Here is a 19,432-nt window from a genome sequence, read left to right as displayed (position 1 = left end):
CTCGCCGGGGTCGAGCTGCCACAGCCGCGTCAGCCGGGGCAGCCGGTCCACCACGGACCCGATGGTCATGGCGTGGTCCTCGTGCTCCACCACGAGTGCCGGGCCTCCGGCGCGTCCGGGCGGGCCTATCCTGGATCGCATGTACTTCACCGACCGTGGCATCGAGGAACTGGAGAAGCGGCGCGGCGAGGAGGAGGTCACCTTCGAGTGGCTCGCCGAGCAGCTGCGGACCTTCGTCGATCTGAACCCCGACTTCGAGGTGCCGGTCGAGCGCCTCGCGACCTGGCTGGCCCGCCTCGACGACGAGGACGACGACGAGTAGGACGTGTGCCCGAGGCCCCCTCCCGCGCGGGAGGGGGCCTCGGCCGTTCCCGGGGGTCAGTGGGCGCGGAGCCGGTCGTAGGCGAGGCCCGCGGCGCCGTGGGCGACGAGGAGGGCCCCCGCCGCGGTCCAGCCGCCGCTGCGCCGGCCGAGGCCCCACAGGAGCAGCGGGAGGCCGGCGGCGAGCTGCGCGCCGCCGAGGGCGCGTGCCCGGGGGCCGCGGACGTACGGGCCGAGGGGGCCCTCCTCCACGACGTCGAGCTCGGCGCGGACGGCGTCGCGCCACCCGGGCCATGCGAGCTGCTCGGCGCCGGCGTCGAGGGCCGCCTCGCGGAGCCGGTCGGGGGTCTCGCCCGGGTCGGCGCCGGCGGGCAGGGCGAGGCCGGTGCGGGCGAGGACGGCGACGAGGCCGAGGAGGCGGGTACGGGAGTCGGCCTCGGGGTCGGGGAGGGTGAGCGGCTCCAGGGCCTGGACGTCGAGGACGGGGTCGAGGCCGAGGCGGTCGGCGAAGGTCCGCATCGCCTCGTCCTCACCGGCCGGGGTGCCGTCGGCGAGCCAGGTGTAGCCGACGGTGCGGCGGAAGCCGGCGGCGAGGGTGAACCCGGCGCGGTCGGCCTCCCACCAGAGGGCGAGGACGGGCCAGGCGGCCGCGGAGACGGCGAGGGCGGTGGCCCAGCCGGTGACGACCCGTTCGACCGGCTCCCCGCCGTCCTGCCAGGGCTTCCCCTCGGGGACGAGGACGCTCCAGTCGGCTCCGGCGGGGGCGAGGAGCAGGGGCTCCCGCAGGAGCTGGGCGGGCGGCCGGACCGCGGAGGGGTCGGCTCGGCACAGCAGCAGCGCCCCCGCGGGGCCCGGTCCGGATGTCGCGTTCATGGGCCCCACGCTAGGCCAATAGGTCCGTTTCGCTCGGTTTTTCCTCCGACCCTGTCAGGGATGAATCAGGGTTGACCGCGTCACACCGCGATATATCGTGAGGAGGGAAGTCGCGATATGTTGCGTCGCGAGCCGGTGCCGCGTCCCGCGGCGCCCGTCGAGGGCTTCGAGGAAGGTCCCGGTGGGCGCCCCGAGAACGTTTCGGGAGGCGCTCCGGCACACGCGTCGGGACGCACCTCGGGACACGCCTCGGAGAACGCTCCGGAGAACGCTTTGAGAAACGGGAGGTCCGCACCATGACCGAGTGGTCCGTAGCCGAGCCGGTGAAACTGGCGCCCGCCGATCCCGTGTCACGGCTGCGCGTCCGCGTCGTCGGCGGCGCGGTGAACGTGGTGGGCACCGACGAGAGCACGGCGCGCGTGGAGATCTCGGAGATCGAGGGCCCGCCCCTGATCGTCACCCAGGAGGGCTCCACCCTGACGGTGACCTATGAGGACCTGCACTGGAAGGGCATCCTCAAGTGGCTGGACACCAAGGCCCACAAGCGGCGGGCGGTGGTCTCGGTCGCCGTCCCCGCCGGCGCCGAGGTCGAGGTGGGCGCGGTCACGGCGGACGTCACGCTCTCCGGGCTGCGGGGCCGCACCGAGGTGCGCGGGGTGACCGGCTCCACCACGCTCCTGGGGCTCTCCGGCCCGGTCCGCGCCGAGAGCGTCTCGGGCGCCCTGGAGGCCCAGTCGGTGACGGGCGCGCTGCGGGTGAGTTCGGTGACCGGTGACGTGACGGTGATCGAGGGCTCCGGCGCCTCGGTGCGGGCGGAGACGGTCAGCGGGGACATGGTCCTCGACCTGGACCCGGCGCCGGCCGGTGCCCCGCCCGCCGACATCCGGCTCACCAGCGTCTCCGGCGAGGTCGCCATCCGGCTGCCGCACCCGGCGGACGCCCGGGTGGAGGCGAGCACCACGAGCGGCGCGATGTCGAGCGCCTTCGAGGACCTGCGGGTGGCCGGCGAGTGGGGCACCAAGTCCCTCACCGGGACGCTCGGCGCGGGCAGCGGCACGCTCAGGGCGACCACGGTCTCCGGCTCGATCGCCCTCCTGAGCCGCCCGGAGTCCGCCGAGGGCCCGGAGCCCGGCCCCGCCGGCCCCTCCGCTCCCCCGGCCGGCCCCGCCGGCCCCACCGCCCCCGCGCCCGGAAAGGTGCTCTGACATGTCCCCCGTCTTCGCGCACGGCCGACTCCGGCTCTACCTGCTGAAGCTGCTCGACGAGGCCCCCCGCCACGGCTACGAGGTGATCAGGTTCCTGGAGGAGCGTTTCCAGGGGCTGTACGCCCCCTCCGCCGGCACGGTCTACCCGCGGCTGGCCAAGCTGGAGGCCGAGGGGCTGGTCACCCACACCAGCGAGGGCGGCCGGAAGGTCTACTCGATCACCGACGCGGGCCGCGCCGAACTGGCCGGCCGGGAGGCCGAACTGGACGCCCTGGAGCGGGAGATCGGGAACTCCGTCGCGGAGCTGGCGGCCGAGATCCGCGAGGACGTGCGGGGCGCGGCCGGGCGGGTGCGCAGCGAGATGCGGGCGGCGGCGAGCCGGGCCCGGACGACCGAGAAGAGCTCCTTCGCCGAGGCCGGGGAGGAGGTGCGGAAGGCCGGCCGGGAGTGGAAGGAGCAGGCCCGGCGGGCGAGGGAGGAGGCCCGCTCGGCGAAGCTCCAGGCGAAGGAGTTCCAGCGGATCGCCCAGCAGGTGCAGGACGAGGTCCAGAACCGGTTCGCCCGGGGCGAGTGGCCGCAGACCATGTGGGAGGGCCTGTCGGGGATCACCGCGCAGCTGGGCGACCTCGTCTCCGGCCACTCCCGGCCCCGTACGGGAGCCGAGGAGGGGCCGACCGCCGCCGGGCCCGCGGCGGCGTGGACGGTGGAGCGGGAGGAGCCGCCGGCGCCGGCGGACGAGCTGCCCGCGTGGGCGCGGGAGACGGCGGGCTCGGGCGATCCGGGCCGCGACCTGGACCGGCTGCTCGACCGCTTCCGGGACGAGATCCGGGACGCGGCCCGCGACCACGGGGTGACGGACTCCCAGCTCGCGGAGGCCCGCCGCCACCTGGCGACGGCGGCCCACCGCATCACCGGAATGCTCCACCGCCGCGCGGACGCCTGACCGCCGCCCCTCCCCCCCGGCGGCCCGGGCCCGGCCGGCCCGTGTCGGCCGAGCCGTGTCGGCCGACCGGGTCAGCCGGTCCGGGTCACGGTGACGGTGACCCGGGCGCCCGGGGCGGCGAGGACGCGGGCCCGGCCGGGGTCGCGGTCGGGGAGGACGAGGGCGCCGCGGGCCGTGACCTTCCAGTCGCCGCCCGGCAGCGCCAGTTCGGTGAGGCGGGAGCCGCGGGGGCCGGCGGCGTCGTACTCCAGGCGGTAGACGCCGGTCGCCGGGTCGTGGGCGGCGGAGCGCACCCGGCCGGCGACGGCCTCCGCGTACGGCTCGGCGGTCAGCTCCTTGTTGGCGCGGAAGGCGCCGGCGGAGTCGACGGCGCAGTAGCCGCCGCCGTAGCACCAGACGTAGCCGGCCCAGCCGGAGGTGTAGCGGCCGAGGGAGGCCATGGCGTCCCGGTAGAAGCGGTTCATGTTCGGCAGGGAGTTGTTGAGCGGACCCCACTCCCCCACCACCACGGGGACCTTGTACTCCTTGGGGTAGCGGGTGACGGCCTGCTCGTAGCTCTCGATCCAGCCGGCGGCGGGGTCGTAGTCGGCGCCGGCCTCCATGGCGGTGTTGTAGAAGTGCGGGGCGTAGACGATCTTCGGATCGTCGATCCGGCCCAGGCCGGTGGGCACGCCCTCGCCGACGATCGGGGTCGGCTCGACGAAGATCCAGGCGTCCCGGTCGGCCGTGCGGATCGCGTCGGCGATCCGGTTGTACAGGGGGGTGAGGTGCTCGCGCTCGATCCGGTGGGCGGCGGTGGGCAGGTCCTCGCCCTCGCGGAGCTCTCCCATGGGCTCGTTGATCGGGTCGTAGCCGAGGACCGCCGGGTGGTCGTCGAAGCGCTCGGCGAGCACCTGCCACATGCGGGTCTGGGCGCGGCGGAGGTCCTCGTCCTCGTAGAGGTGGGTGAAGGCGCGCTGGACGGCGGGCTCGAAGTACTCGGAGAACCAGTCGTCGGGGCGCGGGGTGAAGGGCAGTCCGTCGGTCCTGGTGGCCCAGGCGGGGATGCCCCGGTGGCCGAAGGCGGGGCCGAAGACGTCCTGGTGGGCGTCGATCAGCACCTTGACGTCGTGCTTGTCGGCCCAGTCCAGGACCCGCTCGATCTTCCGCAGGTAGCCCTGGCTGTAGTGGCCGGGGCGGGGTTCGAGGTCGTCCCAGAAGACCAGCAGGCGGGCGAAGTTGAAGCCCTTGGCCCGCATGTCGCGGAAGTGCTTCTCCGTCACGGCGGAGAGGGCGGCGTCGCCGCGGTTGGCCTTGTCCTCCACGTTCCAGCCGCGCAGGGTGAGGACGCGGCCGCGGGAGTCGGTGAGGGCGGGGATCCCGTCACCGCCGGAGCCGGTGCGGGGCGCTGCCTCCGCGGGGGTCGCGGCGGCGGTGGGGGCGAGGGGGGCGAGCAGGGAGGCGGCGACGGCGGTCGCCACGAGGGTGGTGCGCGACAAGCGGGACACGAGGGCCTCCGGCACGAGGAAGTGAGCGTTGTTCACGTTTCACGTGCCGGAGATCCCATCAGGTCGACCGACCCGTATCAAGAGGTCGTCAGCACGATCTTTCCGAAGAGGTCGCCGGCGGCCATCTTCTCGAAGCCCTCGCGGGCCCGGTCCAGCGGCAGCACCTCGTCGATCACCGGCCGGACGCCGGTGGCCGCGCAGAAGGAGAGGAGGTCCTCCAGCTCGTCCTTGGAGCCCATGGTGGAGCCGACCACCTTCAGCTCCAGGAAGAAGATCCGGGTCAGTTCGGCGTGCGAGGGGCGGTCGCCGCTGGTGGCGCCGGAGATCACCAGGGTGCCGCCGGGGCGCAGGGACTTGACCGAGTGCGACCAGGTGGCGGCGCCGACGGTCTCGATGACGGCGTCCACCCGCCGCGGCAGCCGCGCCCCGGGCTCGTACGCCTCGACGGCGCCGAGCTCCACGGCCCGCTTCCGCTTGGCCTCGTCCCGGCTGGTGGCGAAGACCCGCAGGCCGGCCGCCTTGCCGAGGACGATCGCGGCGGTGGCGACGCCGCCGCCGGCGCCCTGGACGAGGATCGAGTCGCCGGGGCGGACGCCGGCGTTGGTGAAGAGCATCCGGTAGGCGGTGAGCCAGGCGGTGGGGAGGCAGGCGGCCTCGGCGAAGGAGAGCTCCTTCGGCTTGGGCAGCACGTTCCAGGCGGGGACGGTGACGCGCTCGGCGAAGGTGCCCTGGTAGCGCTCGGTGAGGATGGAGCGGGGCTCGTCCGGCCCGACGCCGTGGCCGGTCTGGCCGATGACGGAGTGCAGGACGACCTCGTTGCCGTCCTCGTCGATGCCGGCGGCGTCGCAGCCGAGGATCATCGGCAGCTTCTCCTCGGGCAGTCCGACCCCGCGCAGCGACCACAGGTCGTGGTGGTTGAGGGAGGCGGCCTTGACGGTGACGGTGGTCCAGCCGGGCCGGACCTCGGGCTCGGGGCGTTCGCCCAACTCGAGTCCGTTCAAAGGCTGGTCACGGTCGATTCGGGCGGCGTAGGCAGCGAACATGGCCCGACCCTAGGCCGCGACCGGGACCCCACGGAACCGCACACCGGTGTGACGCGCGTCCCTCACCCTTCCGCCCCCGCGCCCCCGTCCCCGCCCTTCCCCGCCTCGCGCCTCGCCCCCTCCGTGCCTCCGCGCGGCGGATCCGGGCGCCCGTCGTCCGTTCGCGCGGTGGGAGGACGGGCGGGGCGGGACCGGCCCGCACGGGGCCGTCCGGGAGCCCCGGCCGTCCCCAGCCCCCGCCCCGCACCCCCCGGACGGCGGAAAGGGCCGTCCGAACGGCGGAAAGGGCCCCGCCCTTCGTCCGGATGCGGCGGACGGGGGCGGGGCCCTTCCGGGGGCCTGCCGTGGCGGGGTCAGCGGCGGGCGACGCCCTCGGCGCGCGCGGCGGCGGCGACCGCGGCCGCGACGGCCGGGGCGACCCGCTCGTCGAACGGCGACGGGATGACGCAGTCGGCGGCGAGCGCGTCACCGACGACACCGGCGATGGCGTCGGCGGCGGCGATCTTCATGCCCTCGGTGATCCGGGAGGCCCGGACCTGGAGCGCGCCGGCGAAGATGCCGGGGAACGCGAGGACGTTGTTGATCTGGTTGGGGTAGTCCGAACGGCCGGTGGCCACGACGGCGGCGTACTTGTGCGCGACGTCGGGGTGGACCTCGGGGTTCGGGTTGGCCATGGCGAAGACGAAGGCGTCCTTGGCCATGGAGGCGACGGCCGCCTCGGGGACCGTACCGCCGGAGACGCCGATGAAGACGTCGGCGCCGGCGAGGGCGGTCTCCAGGGAGCCGGCGAGGCCCGCCTTGTTGGTGAGCTCCGCGATCTCGCGCTTGGCGTCCGTGAGGTCCTCGCGGTCGCGGCTCACGACGCCCTTGCGGTCGGCGACGCAGACGTCGCCGATGCCGGCCTCCAGGAGGAACTTGGCGATGGCCACACCGGCGGCACCGGCGCCGGAGATGACCGCGCGCAGGTCGCCGAGGGTCCGGCCGGTCAGCTTCGCCGCGTTCCGCAGGGCGGCGAGGGTGACGATCGCGGTGCCGTGCTGGTCGTCGTGGAAGACCGGGATGTCGAGGCGCTCCTGGAGCTTGCGCTCGATCTCGAAGCACCGCGGCGCCGAGATGTCCTCCAGGTTGACGCCGCCGAAGGACGGGGCGAGCCGGACGACGGTGTCGACGATCTCGTCGGTGTCGGTGGTCGCGAGGGCGATCGGGACGGCGTCCACGCCGCCGAACTGCTTGAAGAGGATGGCCTTGCCCTCCATGACCGGGAGGGACGCCTCCGGGCCGATGTCGCCGAGGCCGAGCACCGCGGTGCCGTCGGTGACGACGGCGACGACCTGGGACTTCCACGTGTAGTCGTGGACCAGGTCGGGCTGCTCGGCGATGGCGGTGCACACCTTGGCGACGCCGGGGGTGTACGCGAGGGACAGGTCGTCCTTGTCACGGACGGGCACCGTGGCCTGAATGGCCATCTTGCCGCCGCGGTGGAGAGCGAAAGCCGGGTCGAAGGGCTCCTCGGGAGCTCCTTCCGTGCCGCTCTCGCTGCGAGGATTGACGATCTCCGCTGCCATTTGGGTTGAGACCCCTTTTATGTCTGTTGTCGAGGGTTTCCGCTCCTGGTGTGGAGCGGCGGGCGGGTCCCGCGGCCGCCGTGTCGGGCAGCCGCGCGGGCGCGCCGCACAACGCGCCCTGAGCCCCGGATGAGGGGTGTAAGGATCCTTCTTACCGGACAGACGGCACCGCAGACGAGTCCGTATCCACTCGGTGATGCGACTCATACGTACCGCGTCCGGACGCGGACGGAGAATGACTCGTCACCGGATGTCCGGACAGATGCCCCCACCATCCGTTTGATGACCTTCGTGTCGTCCGAATGGCGAGATCGACCGCAGATTCTTCGGCGAAGGGGGAAGGTGACGAAAGAAGATCCTGCCTTGATGTACCGGCCTGTCGGGGTTCGCGCCTCACCCGTTACCCGATTTTGACATCCGGGGCCGTCGGTTTGAGCCGGTCCGAATGGCAAGATGCCGTAATCACACGAGGTAGCGACACTCGAAGGTGTGCGCGCCTCTCTTGGCAACGCCTATGGCAACTCCCTCACACGCCGGAGGATCCCGACCATGACCGCACGCTCCACGCGCTGTACGACCGCCGCCAAGACCCGCACGTCCCGTCTTGCCGCGGTCGCCGCCATCGCGGTCGCCGGCTCGATGCTGCTGACCGCCTGTGGTGACCAGACCGACGGCGGCTCCACCAAGGAGGGCGGCACCCCCGCCAACTCCGCCCCGCTCTTCTCCAAGCTGCCCGCGGACATCCAGAAGGCCGGCGTCATCAAGGTCGGCACGGACGCCTCCTACGCCCCGATGGAGTTCACCGAGGGCGGCAAGATCGTCGGCATCGACCCCGACATCGCCGCGGCCCTGGGCAAGCAGCTCGGCGTCGAGTTCAAGTTCACCTCGGGCACCTTCGACGGCCTGATCACCTCCCTGGAGACCGGCCGTCAGGACATCGTCATGTCCTCCATGACGGACAACAAGAAGCGCCAGGAGGGCCTGGACGACAACGGGAAGAAGATCGGCAAGGGCGTCGACTTCGTCGACTACTTCTCCTCCGGTGTCTCCCTGCTGGTCAAGAAGGGCAACCCGCAGGGCGTGAACTCCCTGGACGACCTGTGCGGCAAGACCGTCGCCGTCCAGCGCGGCACGATCTACGAGGACACCTTCAAGGCCCAGGCCACGAAGTGCGGCTCGAACAAGCTCACGATCCAGGCCTTCGACACCGACGCCGAGGCCCAGACCCGCGTGAAGGCCGGCGGCGCGGTCGCCGACCTGAACGACTACCCGGTCGCCGCGTACATCGCGAAGACCTCCGGCGGCGGCAAGGACTTCGAGGTCGTCGGCAACCAGACCGACGTCGGCCTCATGGGCATCGCCGTCTCCAAGGACAAGACCCAGCTGCGCGACGCCATCAAGGAGGCGCTCGACGCGATCATCAAGGACGGCTCCTACGCCGAGGTCCTGAAGAAGTGGGACGTCGAGAACAGCGCGGTCAAGTCGGCCACGATCAACGCCGGCAAGTGACCTGCCCGTTTTCCCTCGCACCACTGAAGGGCAGTCGTCATGACTGACAAGATCAGCAAGGACCCGGCACCGACGCCGGCCGGGTCCGCCCCCTCGGGCACCCCCTACGAGGCGATCAAGGCCATCCCGGTCCGCCACTACGGCCGCTGGATCAGCGGCGTCGTGGTCGTGGCCCTCCTCGGCTGGCTCGTCTACGCCTTCTCCCAGGGCAACATCATCTGGGACACGGTGTGGGACAAGCTCTTCGACGAGTCGATCCTCGTCGGCCTCTGGAAGACCGTCCTCATCAGCGTCTCCGCGATGGCGCTCGGCCTCGTCCTCGGCATCCTCTTCGCCGTGATGCGGCTGTCGAAGAACCCGGTCACCGGAGCCGTCTCCTGGCTCTACATCTGGTTCTTCCGCGGCACGCCGGTCTACGTCCAGCTCCTCGTCTGGTTCAACCTGGCCCTGATCTTCGAGTACATCGACCTCGGGCCGATCTACAAGGACGAGACCTCGCAGGTCCTGACCCCGTTCATGGTGGCCCTGCTGGGCCTCGGCCTGAACGAGGGCGCGTACATGGCGGAGATCGTCCGCGCCGGCATCCAGTCGGTCGACGAGGGGCAGACCGAGGCGGCGCACGCGCTCGGCATGTCCCAGACGAAGACCATGCGCCGGATCGTGCTGCCGCAGGCGATGCGGGTGATCGTGCCGCCGACGGGCAACGAGTTCATCAACATGCTCAAGACCTCGTCGCTGGTCTCGGCGGTGCAGTACACCGAGCTGCTCCGCGCCTCCTCGAACATCGGCTCCGTCTCCGGCGCCGTGATGGAGATGCTCTTCGTGGCCTCCATCTGGTACCTGGCGCTGACCAGCGTCTTCAGCGTCGGCCAGTACTACCTGGAGCGCCGTTTCGCCCGCGGTTCGACCCGCAACCTGCCGCCCACCCCGTGGCAGCGCGTGAAGACGAACCTCGCCACGTTCAAGCGTTCCCCGGAGGCATCGGCATGACCGGTCAGCTCATGGTCAAGGCGGAGGGCGTCCACAAGTCCTACGGCGCCGCCCACATCCTCCGCGGCATCGACCTGGAGGTCCGCAGCGGAGAGGTGTTCTGCCTGGTCGGCCCGTCCGGCTCCGGCAAGTCGACCTTCCTGCGGTGCATCAACCACCTGGAGCGGATCGACGGCGGCCGGCTCTCGGTCGACGGCCAGCTCGTCGGCTACCGCCAGAAGGGCGACAAGCTGTACGAGCTGAAGGACAGCGAGGTCGCGGCCCAGCGCCGGGACATCGGCATGGTCTTCCAGCGCTTCAACCTGTTCCCCCACATGACGGCCCTGGCCAACGTGATGGAGGCACCCGTCCAGGTGAAGGGCGAGGCCAAGGCCGTCGCCCGCGAGCGGGCCGAGCGCCTGCTCGACCGGGTCGGCCTGCGGGACCGGATGGGGAACTACCCCTCGCAGCTCTCCGGCGGCCAGCAGCAGCGCGTCGCCATCGCCCGCGCGCTGGCGATGGAGCCGAAGCTGATGCTCTTCGACGAGCCGACCTCGGCGCTCGACCCGGAGCTCGTCGGCGACGTCCTCGACGTCATGCGGGACCTGGCCGAGTCGGGCATGACGATGATCGTCGTCACCCACGAGATGGGCTTCGCCCGGGAGGTCGGCGACTCGCTGGTCTTCATGGACGGCGGCGTGGTGGTCGAGTCCGGCCACCCGCGGGACGTCCTGACCGACCCGCAGCACGACCGGACGAAGGCGTTCCTGTCGAAGGTGCTGTAAGGCGCGCGGAGAGGGGCGGTACGGGCTTCCAGGCCCGTACCGCCCCTCTCCCGCGTCCGGGCTACTTCACGGCCAGCAGCAGGGTGTCCGACGGCGAGCACCACACCGGCCGGGCCTCGCCGAAGCCGGCGGCCCGCAGGGTGTCGGCGTGCCAGCCGACCGGGGGCATGTCGCCGTCGGCGTGCTCGCCGTAGATCTCGAAGCGGCGGGCGGTGGGCTCGGCGAGGACCGGGTCCTTCGCGGCGAGCGCCCACCATTCGGCCCAGTCGAGGACCCCGGCGGCCTTCTCCGCGTCCATCCGGGCGTGGCGCCGGGCCCGCTCGGCGGCGTTGATGCGCGGGGTGGCCGGGTCGATCATGTGGTCGGCGTTCATGAAGACCCCGCCGTCCCGGACGAGCCCGGCGACCTGCCCGTACAGGGTGGCCAGCGGCTCGCTGTGCAGCCAGTGCAGGGCGGTGGCGGTGAGGACGGCGTCGTACGTGTCGTACGGCAGCGCCTCCGTCCACCCGGGGTCCTTGAGGTCGGCCGTCACGAAGGTGACGCGCCCGTCGCCCTCGAAGGTGCCGCGGGCGATGGCGAGCAGCGCGGGGTCGAGGTCGACGCCGGTGGAGACCGCGTCCGGGAACCTCCTGAGGAGCCTGTCCGTGATACTTCCCGTACCGCAGGCGAGGTCGAGGACGCGGGGCTCCGGTCCCACCAGCGCCTCGACCATGTCGAGCATCACGCGGAACCGCTCCTCGCGGTCCGGCATGTACCACTCCTGCTGACGGTCCCAGCTCCGCTGCCAGGCCGCCCAGTCGGTGTCGCCCATGTCCGCATCCTCCGTCGTCGAAGCCACAGAAAACCCGAGAACGTAATACCCTCGGAGGGGAAACACCAGTTACCCCCTCGACGCCGACCCTAGCCCGCCACCGTAAGGACTACAAGTGGAACTGGCCTATTACTCGGATTACGCCGTGCGCCTGGTCAACACCGAGGAGCCGGCCCGCGGCAGGGACGGCCTCACCTCCGTCGAGGCGGTCAGGGAACTCTTCGGCGAGGCCTCCCAGATGGCCCGCCGGGTCACCGACGCCGACCTGACCCGCTTCCGCGCGATCCGGGCCCGGCTGCGGGCGGTCTTCACCGCGGCGGACGAGGGCGACCACACCGGCGCGGTCGACCTCCTCAACTCCCTCCTCCTGGAGTTCCCGGTCAGCCCGCAGATCTCCGGCCACGACTTCCTCGACGAGGAGGGCCGGCCCCGCTGGCACATGCACCTCGCCGACCACTCGTCCAACGCGACCGCCGGCTACGCGGCCATCTCCGCCATGGGACTCGCCTTCCACCTGACCGAGTTCGGCGCCGACCGGCTCGGCCTCTGCCAGGCCCCGCCCTGCCGCAACGCCTACCTCGACACCTCCACCAACCGCTCCCGGCGCTACTGCTCCGACCGCTGCGCCACCCGCGCCAACGTGGCCGCCTACCGGGCCCGCAAGCGCCTGGAGGCCGAGCGGGCCGACGGCGGCACCGACCGCACCGGCCGCACCGCGGAGAACAGCCAGGAGAGCACCACCCCGGCCGAGCGCTGACGCCCCGGCGTCACCGGCCGGTACCGCCCGAGCACCCGTCCGAGCACCAGCCCGGGCGGCACGGCCCCGAAGACCCGGCTGTCGCCCTCGGCGGCCGGGTTGTCCCCGAGCACCCACCATCCGGCGTCCCGTCGCTCGACCAGCCGCTTCACGACCAGCAGATCCTGCTGGAGCGGATGGCGCAGCACGACGACGTCGCCCGCCCGCACGCGCCCTCCGTACCGCACGAACAGCCGGTCCCCGTGCAGCAGCGTCGGCACCATCGACACCCCCGTCACCTCGGCGATCCCGAACGGCGCCTCGGCCGGCGCCGCAGCCTCCCGCTCCACTCCTGCTCCCCTCGTCGACTCGTACACGAGCCCGATCCGTTCCCCGGACTTTTGACCTAAGCCCCAGGGGGCGCTCGCGAAAACGCCCTTCTCACCGAGTAATCTCCCACTTGAGAAGACGATCACGAGGAAGGACGGCTCAATGCTCTCCCGCCTGTTTGCCCCCAAGGTCAAGGTCAGCGCCCACTGCGACCTCCCCTGCGGCGTGTACGACCCCGCTCAGGCCCGTATCGAGGCCGAGTCCGTCAAGGCTGTCCAGGAGAAGTACCAGGCGAACGAGGACCCGCACTTCCGGGCCCGCGCCACGGTCATCAAGGAGCAGCGCGCGGAGCTCGCGAAGCACCACGTCTCGGTCCTGTGGAGCGACTACTTCAAGGCCCCGCACTTCGAGAAGTACCCCGAGCTCAACCAGCTGGTCAACGACACCCTGAAGGCCCTCTCGGCCGCCAAGGCGTCCACCGACCCGAAGACCGGTGAGAAGGCCCTGGAGCTCATCGCCGAGATCGACCGCATCTTCTGGGAGACGAAGAAGGCCTGACCCCGGCTTCTCCCGTCCCCGCGCCGCGGGCCGGGGGCACGACGTCGGCGGCCCGTCCGGGATCCCGGACGGGCCGTCGGCGTTTCCCGGTGTTCCCGGTGTTCCCGGGGCGTGTCGGGCGGCGGGGTTCTACAGGCCGGGGCCGTTGTAGGCGCCGCGGTGCGGCTTCGCGGTGGACGAGACGGGGTTGCCCCAGTAGTCGCGGCCGCCGTTGCCGGCGATCACGGAGCCGTTGCCCAGGGCGGGGGACGTGGCGCGCAGCCGGTAGCCGTCGGCGGAGGCGAGCGTGTCGCCGCCGGTGCCGGGGTCCACGAAGCGGGGGTCGCCCGCGATGCCGTTGGCGGTCGGGCGCGGCACCCCCTGGAAGACGTTCCACCACCACTGGATGCCGGGGCCGGTGGGGAGCCGGGAGTCGGCGGTGCCCACCCAGATGTTGTTCTCGACCACGCTCTCGTCGGGGAGGGTGACGGCGAACTTCCTGTCCGTGCAGTAGAAGACGTTGTTGTACAGGTGCAGCGCGGACCGGCCGGCGCTGTTGCTGCTCATGCGGCAGTCGTTCTCGGAGACGTTGAAGCGGACGATCTGCTTCGCGCCGCCGATGGTGCCGCAGCCGTCGCAGTCGAGGAAGAAGCCGCCGATGTTGTCGCGGCTGAAGTTGTACTGGACCGTGCAGGTGCCGGTGTTGCCCCAGTCGCAGTCGAAGGCCTGGCTGTCGGCCACCGACATCCGCGTGATGTCGTGCACGGCGTTGTACTGGATGGTCGGGTCGCGGTCGCCGAGCACCCAGATGCCGGCGAAGTTGCCGCCGGAGAACGGGTACGCGCCGTTGCCGACGCCGGCGGCCTCGTTGAACTGGATCAGCGGCGCGTCGGCGTAGCTGGCGATGATGCCGTCGCCGCCGACGTCCCGGACGGTGTTGTGCTCGATCAGCACCCCGGAGCCCTTCACCGCCATGGCGCCGACGCGGATCTTGAGGCCGCCGCCGCCCGTGTTGCTGACCTGGTTGTGGTGGACGTGGATGTCGTGGAGGGTCGAGTTCGCGCCGCTCGCGCCGGTGACGACGCCCGCGGACTGGACGAAGTCCTCGGTGGTGGGGCTGTTCTTGTTCGTCTGGCCCGCGACCCGGTCGATGACGAGGTGGCCGATGTCGAAACCGCGGTGGGCCGTGCCGTCGGTGGCCGAGATCCGCAGGCCGGTGCGGCGGGCGAGGGAGGGGGCGGGGTTCGTCAGCTTGAGGCCGCTGACCCGCCAGTGGTCCTGGTTCGTGAAGGAGACCGCGTTCGCGGCGCCGCCGCCGTCGATCACGGGCAGGGCTCCGGTGCCGTAGCCGGTGAGGGTGATCGGGGCCAGGGCGGTCCCGCTGCCCCTGGGGGCGAGGGAGCCGGTGCAGGTGGTGCCGGCGGCGAAGGCGAGCGTGTCGCCGGGCCCGTAGGTCCTCCCGTTGGCCTGGGCGATGCTGTTGAACGGCGCGGCCGGGCTGCCGTCGCCGGCGGACGGGCGCGAGCAGTCCACGTGGGTGGTGGTCCCCGCGGCCGAGGCGGGCGCCTCGGCGAGGCCGACGCCGCCCACGAGGGCGAGGACGAGGACGCCGATCCCCCTGATCGTCGTGCGCCGTCTTGAGAGGGCCTGCATGGCCATGACACAACACCGCCCTTTCCGGAGGTCTGGTGCCGCCAGAAGCTAGGAGCGATCGATGATCGAGTCAATGAGAAGGTGTCGATTGATCGAATTTCGATCAGGAGGCGGGGGATCGCTCGCCCTTGGCGCGGTGACGCTCCGCGGCTACGGGTGGTCCCGGAGGAGGCACGGGCCCGCCGTGCCGCCCGCGCGGAGCCAGGCGCGGTACGGGGCCGAGCGGCGGGCGGCCTCGCGGTAGGCGGCCGTCAGATCGGCGTGCAGGGGGTCCAGGGCCGCGCCGGGGCGGGCGTACAGGAGGAGGCGGACGGCGAGGGGGTCGCCGCGGAGGGGGCGGACGGCCAGGTCCTCGCGGGGCACCGACGTCGGCTGGCAGGGGGCGACGGCCTCGCCCAGCGCGATGAGGGAGGCGGCCGTGTGGTAGTCGCCGTGGAGGACGGGCGGGTCGATGCCGGCCGCGGCCAGCACGCGGCGCAGCCCGTCCCATTCGCCGTCCACGCTGGGGTCGACCATCCAGTGGTCGCCGGCCAGCTCCACGAGGTCGACCACGGGGCGGGCGGCGGCCGGATGGGAGGGCGCCAGGGAGACGAACTGGGGCTCGCGGTCGACGAGGACGCGCCGGACCAGGCCGTCGGGCACGCGCAGCGGGCAGCCCTCCACCTCGTGGACGAAGGCCACGTCGAGCCGGCCGCCGGCCACCTCCCGCAGCAGCGCGTGCGCGGAGACGTCGACGCGCAGGCCGACGGCCGTGCCCGGGAACCGCTCCCGCAGCCGCCGCAGCCATCCCGGCAGGGCCCGGCTCGCGGTGGAGCCGACCCGGAGTTCGGGACCGTCGGAGCGGGCCGCCTCGGCGCGGGCCTCGGTGACGAGCGCGGCCATGCCGGCGACGAGGGGGCGGGCCCGGCCGATGACGGAACGGCCGAGCGCGGTGGGGCGGCAGCCGGTGCGGCCCCGGGAGAAGAGTTCGGCGCCGAGCGCGTTCTCGATGCGGCGCAGCTGGGTGGTCAACGAGGGCTGGCTCATGCCCAGTTGCCGCGCGGCCTTGTGCAGGCTGCCGGTGTCCGCGATGGCGCAGAGCGCGCGCAGGTGCCTCACCTCCAGCTCCATGCCCCGAGCGTAGGGCGGCGTTCCGGCCCCGCACCAGACGCCCGGATCGCCTCAACTGCCGCTAAAAGCAAGCCATTTGGGTGCCGTCGACGGCGGTGATGCGTTCGCGTTATCGGGGTTCGGCATCCTTCCCGGCGGGCTCCACCGCCCCGAGACTCTCTCCCGACCCCGATCGGGAGGAGCCCCCCATGCGTCACCCCAAGGTCCTCACCCGCACCCTGACCGCCGCGCTCGGCCTCGGCCTGGCGGTCTCGTTCGGCGCCGCCGCCCCGGCGGCCGCCGCGCCCGACACCCGCCCGGCCGCGGCGGTCCCCGCGTACGCCGCCTACGCCGGCTCGGCCGAGGAGGCGGAGGCCAACCGGGCCTTCTTCGACGCCGTGATGCGGTCGGTGGCGAAGAAGCGGGCCGCGAACCCCACCGCCACCGCGGCCGTCACCGTCGTCTACAGCGCGGCGAACGCCCCCACCTTCCGCACCCAGATCGCCCGTTCCACGCAGATATGGAACAGCTCGGTGGTCAACGTGCGGCTCGTCGAGGGCAGCAACCCGGACTTCCGCTACTACGAGGGGAACGACTCCCGCGGTTCGTACGCGAGCACCGACGGGCACGGCAGCGGTTACATCTTCCTGGACTACCGGCAGAACCAGCTGTACAACTCCACCCGGGTGACGGCCCACGAGACCGGGCACGTCCTCGGCCTCCCGGACCACTACAGCGGGCCGTGCAGCGAGCTGATGTCGGGCGGCGGGCCGGGCACGTCGTGCCAGAACGCCGTCCCGAACAGCCAGGAGCGGGCCCGCGTCGACCAGTTGTGGCGCTACGGGCTCGCTTCCGCCTTCAAGGGCTGACCGGCCCGGAAGGCCGGTGCGCACGGCGGTGGCGCCCCTCCCCCCGGGGCGCCGCCGTCACACGGCCGACAGGAGGCGCCGGCCGAAGTCGGCGCCCTCGGGGAGCTGGCCGCGCAGCCGGGCCAGCGCCCCCTCGAAGTCGCCGCCGGCGACGACCGCCTCGAAGGCGGTGCCGCCGTAGTGCAGGGTCAGGCTGAGGTCGGCGCGCTCGCCGAGGGTGAGCAGGCAGCTGAGCGTGGCCTGTTGGGCGGTGCCGTCGGTGACGACGGGGAGCGGCAGGTCCCACTCCAGGACGCAGCCGGTGAGGGGCTCCCCGCCCTCGCCGGCGGTGAGCGCGGCGAAGCTCGCGCCCGTGTACTCGATTCCCCTGACGCGGACGGTGACGTGTCCGCCGTCGGCCGTGATGACGATCGCTTCCGCACCGCGGCGGTCCCGGTACCAACCGGTCCAGACTTCTGTCGACTCCGATGACATGCGCGGACTGTAGCGGTATGACCGGCTCCGGCGCGCGGCCGGTCACCCGGTGGCCGGACTTCTCCCGTTCTCGCCGTTCTTGCCGGTGACCTGCGTGGTAGTGGCTTCCGTGCCGTCCGCCGCCGGCTCCCGGCCGGCCCCTTCGCGGCCGGTCCCGTCGTCCGGCGACTCCGCCTCGTACCGCGGGCAGTCGGGGTTGCGGCAGGGCTGGACCTCCCACTCCGGCACCCAGGCCCCGAGGACCTTGTGCCGGGTGGCCGACACGGCGCGGGGGCGTCCGCAGGCCGGGCAGGGCGGCGCGGCCAGCGGGTCCCTCAGCGTGCGGTGCGTCTCGTCACCCATGCCTCCAGGGTAGGCCGCCCCGCGGCGCGGCGCCCGCTACCGCTTCCTGGTGTACGTGCGGATCAGCACGCCGTTGTCGAGGGCGCGGACGGCGCCGAGCTCGAAGTCGCGGGGCTCGAAGCCGGCGCCGAACATCGGCATGCCGGAGCCGTACACCTGCGGGTAGGTCTTGATGACCAGCTCGTCGACCTCCTCGATGAGCTCGCCGGCGAGGGTGGAGCCGCCGCAGAGCCAGATGTCGAGTCCGCCCTCCTCGGCCTTGAGCTCGCGGATCCGGCCGACGAGGTCGTCGGCGATCAGCTCGACGTGCGGGTCGGGCGACTCGGTGAGCGAGCGGGTGGCGACGTACTCGCGGAGGTGGGCGTACGGGCTGGTGATGCCCACGTCCAGGCCGACGCGGTACGAGCCGAGGCCCTGGATCACGGTGTCGAAGCGCTTGTTGCCGGCGTCGATCCCGGCGGCCTCCCGCATCTGGGTGGGGACGGTCTCCGGGTACTCGGCGTTCACGAACGCCAGGTACTCCTCGGTCACGAAGGAGTACATGGACGTGGCGTCGCCCTGCGGGTCGCCGATGAAACCGTCGATGGAGCAGGCGACGAGGTAGGTGAGCTTGCGCAAACCGGGTCCTGTTCTGTTCGGGGCGCGGCCGCGAGCGCGACCACGACAGATATAGTGCTTCATCTGTAGTGGTCGCGCAACCCCTTGTCAGCGGGTCCTGCGGGTCACGAACTCCGCGAGCGCCAGCAGGTCCCCGGCCGCCGAGAGGTCCGGCACCGCGCGGGCCAGGTGCTCGACGGCCCGGCCCATCCGCTCGGCCGCCTGGGCCTGCGCCCAGTCCCGGCCACCGGCCCGCTCCACGGCGTCGGCCGCGGCCCGCACCGCCCGCTCGTCCAGGGCCGTACGGGAGTACAGCTCGGCCAGCTCGTCGCCGGCGGGGGTGCCGGAAGCGAGGGCGGCGACGACGGGCAGCGACTTCTTGCGGGCCACGAGGTCGGCGCCGGCCGGCTTGCCGGTGCGCTCCGGGTCGCCCCAGATGCCGATGAGGTCGTCGATCAGCTGGAAGGCCAGCCCGGCCTCGCGGCCGAAGGAGTCGAGGGCGGCGACCTCCTCCTCCCCCGCGCCTGCGTAGAGCGCGCCGAGGGCGCAGGAGCAGCCCAGCAGGGCGCCGGTCTTGGCGGTGGCCATCGCCAGGCACTCGTCGAGGGAGACCTCGCGGGGGCCGCGCGCCTCGAAGGCGCAGTCCGCCTGCTGGCCGGCGCAGAGCTCGATGACGCAGGCGGCGAGGCGCGCGGTGGCCGCGGCGGAGGCGGGGTGCGGGTCCTCGGCGAGCAGCCGGAGCGCGAGCGCGTTCATGGCGTCGCCGGCCATGAGGGCGTCGGGGATGCCGAAGACGGTCCAGGCGGTGGGCCGGTGCCGGCGGGTCGGGTCCTCGTCGACGATGTCGTCGTGGAGCAGGGTGAAGTTGTGGGCCAGCTCGACGGCGGCGGCCGCCTTCACGGCCCGGTCCTCCGGGGCGCCCAGCGCGCGGGCGGCGGCGAGCACCAGGGCCGGCCGGATCGCCTTGCCGGCCTGGGCGGTGGCGGGGGCGCCGTCGGCGTCCTCCCAGCCGAAGTGGTACATGGCCACACGCCGTATCGAGCCGGGCAGGGTCTCGACGGTGGAGCGGAGCTGGGGGTCGACGGCGGTCCTCGTCCGGTCGAGGAGCGCCACGGCGCCCGACCCGTCGGTGACGGGGTCCACGCTCGTCAGCGTCACGGTCTTCGTCCTTCTTCGCGGCGGATCGCGCGCGGGGCGCGCGGGCGGGGGGGCGGGCTCGGGGGTACGGCTCAGAGGTGCGGTCCGGGGCTCCGGGTGCAGCGCCAGGCCGTAGGCGCGGTCGGCGAGGGCCATC

21 protein-coding genes are annotated in these 19,432 nt (G+C 72.8%); 9 read left to right on the top strand and 12 right to left on the bottom strand.

The window, feature by feature from the left end; genetic code table 11:
• Positions 1 to 67: 67 nt before the first annotated feature.
• Positions 68 to 322 carry a DUF6104 family protein gene (locus AB0E83_RS31610; RefSeq protein WP_362119568.1) on the top strand — a complete coding sequence of 85 codons (255 nt, stop codon included), beginning with the start codon at positions 68 to 70 and terminating at the stop codon, positions 320 to 322.
• A gap of 56 nt (positions 323 to 378) precedes the next feature.
• Here the strand turns inward: AB0E83_RS31610 and AB0E83_RS31605 are convergent, their stop codons facing one another.
• Positions 379 to 1,194, bottom strand: coding sequence for a hypothetical protein (locus AB0E83_RS31605; RefSeq protein ID WP_362119566.1), 816 nt, complete (start codon positions 1,192 to 1,194; stop codon positions 379 to 381).
• Positions 1,195 to 1,490: 296 nt separating this feature from the next.
• Here AB0E83_RS31605 and AB0E83_RS31600 point away from each other — a divergent pair, with 296 nt between their 5' ends.
• Complete coding sequence (locus AB0E83_RS31600; protein WP_362119563.1) at positions 1,491 to 2,399, top strand: DUF4097 family beta strand repeat-containing protein; 909 nt, start codon at positions 1,491 to 1,493, stop codon at positions 2,397 to 2,399.
• A 1-nt stretch (position 2,400) separates the two neighbouring features.
• Positions 2,401 to 3,342, top strand: coding sequence for a PadR family transcriptional regulator (locus AB0E83_RS31595; protein WP_362119560.1), 942 nt, complete (start codon positions 2,401 to 2,403; stop codon positions 3,340 to 3,342).
• A 71-nt stretch (positions 3,343 to 3,413) separates the two neighbouring features.
• Here AB0E83_RS31595 and AB0E83_RS31590 read toward each other — a convergent pair whose 3' ends face one another.
• From AB0E83_RS31590 to AB0E83_RS31580, 3 genes are all read right to left on the bottom strand, one after another.
• Positions 3,414 to 4,829, bottom strand: coding sequence for a cellulase family glycosylhydrolase (locus AB0E83_RS31590; RefSeq protein ID WP_362119557.1), 1,416 nt, complete (start codon positions 4,827 to 4,829; stop codon positions 3,414 to 3,416).
• A 77-nt stretch (positions 4,830 to 4,906) separates the two neighbouring features.
• The gene (locus AB0E83_RS31585; protein ID WP_362119554.1) at positions 4,907 to 5,872 is read right to left on the bottom strand and encodes a zinc-binding dehydrogenase; all 966 of its coding nucleotides are present in this window, start codon (positions 5,870 to 5,872) and stop codon (positions 4,907 to 4,909) included.
• A 353-nt stretch (positions 5,873 to 6,225) separates the two neighbouring features.
• Positions 6,226 to 7,437: an NADP-dependent malic enzyme gene (locus AB0E83_RS31580; RefSeq protein ID WP_282693363.1), complete on the bottom strand. Its 1,212-nt coding sequence runs from the start codon at positions 7,435 to 7,437 to the stop codon at positions 6,226 to 6,228.
• 549 nt (positions 7,438 to 7,986) lie between these two features.
• Between AB0E83_RS31580 and AB0E83_RS31575 the strand changes: the two genes are divergently transcribed.
• The 3 genes from AB0E83_RS31575 to AB0E83_RS31565 are packed head-to-tail and all read left to right on the top strand — an operon-like array spanning position 7,987 to position 10,700.
• A complete protein-coding gene (locus AB0E83_RS31575) occupies positions 7,987 to 8,946 on the top strand; it encodes an ABC transporter substrate-binding protein (protein WP_362119551.1) in 960 nt (319 codons plus the stop codon).
• A 39-nt stretch (positions 8,947 to 8,985) separates the two neighbouring features.
• Positions 8,986 to 9,936: an amino acid ABC transporter permease gene (locus tag AB0E83_RS31570; protein ID WP_362119548.1), complete on the top strand. Its 951-nt coding sequence runs from the start codon at positions 8,986 to 8,988 to the stop codon at positions 9,934 to 9,936.
• Positions 9,933 to 10,700 (top strand): amino acid ABC transporter ATP-binding protein, encoded by a 768-nt coding sequence (locus AB0E83_RS31565; protein WP_362119545.1) that lies wholly within the window; start codon positions 9,933 to 9,935, stop codon positions 10,698 to 10,700. The genes AB0E83_RS31570 and AB0E83_RS31565 overlap by 4 nt, the downstream gene beginning before the upstream one ends.
• 61 nt (positions 10,701 to 10,761) lie before the next feature.
• Here AB0E83_RS31565 and AB0E83_RS31560 read toward each other — a convergent pair whose 3' ends face one another.
• Positions 10,762 to 11,511, bottom strand: a complete 750-nt coding sequence (locus AB0E83_RS31560; RefSeq protein ID WP_362119542.1) for a class I SAM-dependent methyltransferase — start codon at positions 11,509 to 11,511, stop codon at positions 10,762 to 10,764.
• A 115-nt stretch (positions 11,512 to 11,626) separates the two neighbouring features.
• Here AB0E83_RS31560 and AB0E83_RS31555 point away from each other — a divergent pair, with 115 nt between their 5' ends.
• Positions 11,627 to 12,268 (top strand): CGNR zinc finger domain-containing protein, encoded by a 642-nt coding sequence (locus AB0E83_RS31555; protein WP_362119540.1) that lies wholly within the window; start codon positions 11,627 to 11,629, stop codon positions 12,266 to 12,268.
• Here AB0E83_RS31555 and sodX read toward each other — a convergent pair.
• Positions 12,160 to 12,624: a nickel-type superoxide dismutase maturation protease gene (gene sodX / locus AB0E83_RS31550; RefSeq protein ID WP_362119537.1), complete on the bottom strand. Its 465-nt coding sequence runs from the start codon at positions 12,622 to 12,624 to the stop codon at positions 12,160 to 12,162. The two genes, AB0E83_RS31555 and sodX, sit on opposite strands and share 109 nt — an antisense overlap.
• A 115-nt stretch (positions 12,625 to 12,739) precedes the next feature.
• Between sodX and sodN the strand changes: the two genes are divergently transcribed.
• Positions 12,740 to 13,135 carry a superoxide dismutase, Ni gene (gene sodN, locus AB0E83_RS31545; RefSeq protein ID WP_030207400.1) on the top strand — a complete coding sequence of 132 codons (396 nt, stop codon included), beginning with the start codon at positions 12,740 to 12,742 and terminating at the stop codon, positions 13,133 to 13,135.
• 129 nt (positions 13,136 to 13,264) lie between these two features.
• Here sodN and AB0E83_RS31540 read toward each other — a convergent pair whose 3' ends face one another.
• Positions 13,265 to 14,773, bottom strand: a complete 1,509-nt coding sequence (locus tag AB0E83_RS31540) for a right-handed parallel beta-helix repeat-containing protein (RefSeq protein WP_362119534.1) — start codon at positions 14,771 to 14,773, stop codon at positions 13,265 to 13,267.
• Between the two features lie 144 nt (positions 14,774 to 14,917).
• On the bottom strand, positions 14,918 to 15,877 hold the full coding sequence (locus AB0E83_RS31535) for a LysR family transcriptional regulator (RefSeq protein WP_362119531.1): 960 nt from the start codon (positions 15,875 to 15,877) through the stop codon (positions 14,918 to 14,920).
• A 188-nt stretch (positions 15,878 to 16,065) separates the two neighbouring features.
• Between AB0E83_RS31535 and snpA the strand changes: the two genes are divergently transcribed.
• The gene (gene snpA / locus AB0E83_RS31530; protein WP_362119528.1) at positions 16,066 to 16,725 is read left to right on the top strand and encodes a snapalysin; all 660 of its coding nucleotides are present in this window, start codon (positions 16,066 to 16,068) and stop codon (positions 16,723 to 16,725) included.
• A gap of 57 nt (positions 16,726 to 16,782) precedes the next feature.
• Here the strand turns inward: snpA and AB0E83_RS31525 are convergent, their stop codons facing one another.
• From AB0E83_RS31525 to AB0E83_RS31510, 4 genes are all read right to left on the bottom strand, one after another.
• Entirely contained in the window at positions 16,783 to 17,199 is a 417-nt protein-coding gene (locus AB0E83_RS31525) for a DUF6304 family protein (RefSeq protein ID WP_362119525.1), read from the bottom strand.
• 42 nt (positions 17,200 to 17,241) lie between these two features.
• Positions 17,242 to 17,541: a hypothetical protein gene (locus AB0E83_RS31520; protein WP_362119522.1), complete on the bottom strand. Its 300-nt coding sequence runs from the start codon at positions 17,539 to 17,541 to the stop codon at positions 17,242 to 17,244.
• A gap of 36 nt (positions 17,542 to 17,577) precedes the next feature.
• Positions 17,578 to 18,159, bottom strand: coding sequence for a dihydrofolate reductase family protein (locus tag AB0E83_RS31515; RefSeq protein ID WP_362119520.1), 582 nt, complete (start codon positions 18,157 to 18,159; stop codon positions 17,578 to 17,580).
• A gap of 87 nt (positions 18,160 to 18,246) precedes the next feature.
• Positions 18,247 to 19,296: a family 2 encapsulin nanocompartment cargo protein polyprenyl transferase gene (locus tag AB0E83_RS31510; protein WP_362119571.1), complete on the bottom strand. Its 1,050-nt coding sequence runs from the start codon at positions 19,294 to 19,296 to the stop codon at positions 18,247 to 18,249.
• Positions 19,297 to 19,432 lie beyond the last annotated feature (136 nt).

This window comes from Streptomyces sp. NPDC035033, assembly GCF_040636735.1.
Taxonomy (GTDB): domain Bacteria; phylum Actinomycetota; class Actinomycetes; order Streptomycetales; family Streptomycetaceae; genus Streptomyces.
The sequence above is the reverse complement of the archived record's forward strand: the minus strand, read 5'-3'. Positions and strand labels throughout refer to the sequence as shown.

Excerpts from the sequence above, each read along its gene's own strand:
- AB0E83_RS31540 (WP_362119534.1), bottom strand. The coding sequence starts at position 14,773 with ATGGCCATGCAGGCCCTCTCAAGACGGCGCACGACGATCAGGGGGATC.
- AB0E83_RS31525 (WP_362119525.1), bottom strand. The coding sequence starts at position 17,199 with ATGTCATCGGAGTCGACAGAAGTCTGGACCGGTTGGTACCGGGACCGC.
- AB0E83_RS31610 (WP_362119568.1), top strand. The coding sequence starts at position 68 with ATGGCGTGGTCCTCGTGCTCCACCACGAGTGCCGGGCCTCCGGCGCGT.
- sodN (WP_030207400.1), top strand. The coding sequence starts at position 12,740 with ATGCTCTCCCGCCTGTTTGCCCCCAAGGTCAAGGTCAGCGCCCACTGC.
- AB0E83_RS31520 (WP_362119522.1), bottom strand. The coding sequence starts at position 17,541 with ATGGGTGACGAGACGCACCGCACGCTGAGGGACCCGCTGGCCGCGCCG.
- AB0E83_RS31585 (WP_362119554.1), bottom strand. The coding sequence starts at position 5,872 with ATGTTCGCTGCCTACGCCGCCCGAATCGACCGTGACCAGCCTTTGAAC.
- AB0E83_RS31570 (WP_362119548.1), top strand. The coding sequence starts at position 8,986 with ATGACTGACAAGATCAGCAAGGACCCGGCACCGACGCCGGCCGGGTCC.
- AB0E83_RS31560 (WP_362119542.1), bottom strand. The coding sequence starts at position 11,511 with ATGGGCGACACCGACTGGGCGGCCTGGCAGCGGAGCTGGGACCGTCAG.
- AB0E83_RS31605 (WP_362119566.1), bottom strand. The coding sequence starts at position 1,194 with ATGAACGCGACATCCGGACCGGGCCCCGCGGGGGCGCTGCTGCTGTGC.
- AB0E83_RS31575 (WP_362119551.1), top strand. The coding sequence starts at position 7,987 with ATGACCGCACGCTCCACGCGCTGTACGACCGCCGCCAAGACCCGCACG.
- AB0E83_RS31595 (WP_362119560.1), top strand. The coding sequence starts at position 2,401 with ATGTCCCCCGTCTTCGCGCACGGCCGACTCCGGCTCTACCTGCTGAAG.
- AB0E83_RS31535 (WP_362119531.1), bottom strand. The coding sequence starts at position 15,877 with ATGGAGCTGGAGGTGAGGCACCTGCGCGCGCTCTGCGCCATCGCGGAC.
- AB0E83_RS31600 (WP_362119563.1), top strand. The coding sequence starts at position 1,491 with ATGACCGAGTGGTCCGTAGCCGAGCCGGTGAAACTGGCGCCCGCCGAT.
- AB0E83_RS31580 (WP_282693363.1), bottom strand. The coding sequence starts at position 7,437 with ATGGCAGCGGAGATCGTCAATCCTCGCAGCGAGAGCGGCACGGAAGGA.
- snpA (WP_362119528.1), top strand. The coding sequence starts at position 16,066 with ATGCGTCACCCCAAGGTCCTCACCCGCACCCTGACCGCCGCGCTCGGC.
- AB0E83_RS31565 (WP_362119545.1), top strand. The coding sequence starts at position 9,933 with ATGACCGGTCAGCTCATGGTCAAGGCGGAGGGCGTCCACAAGTCCTAC.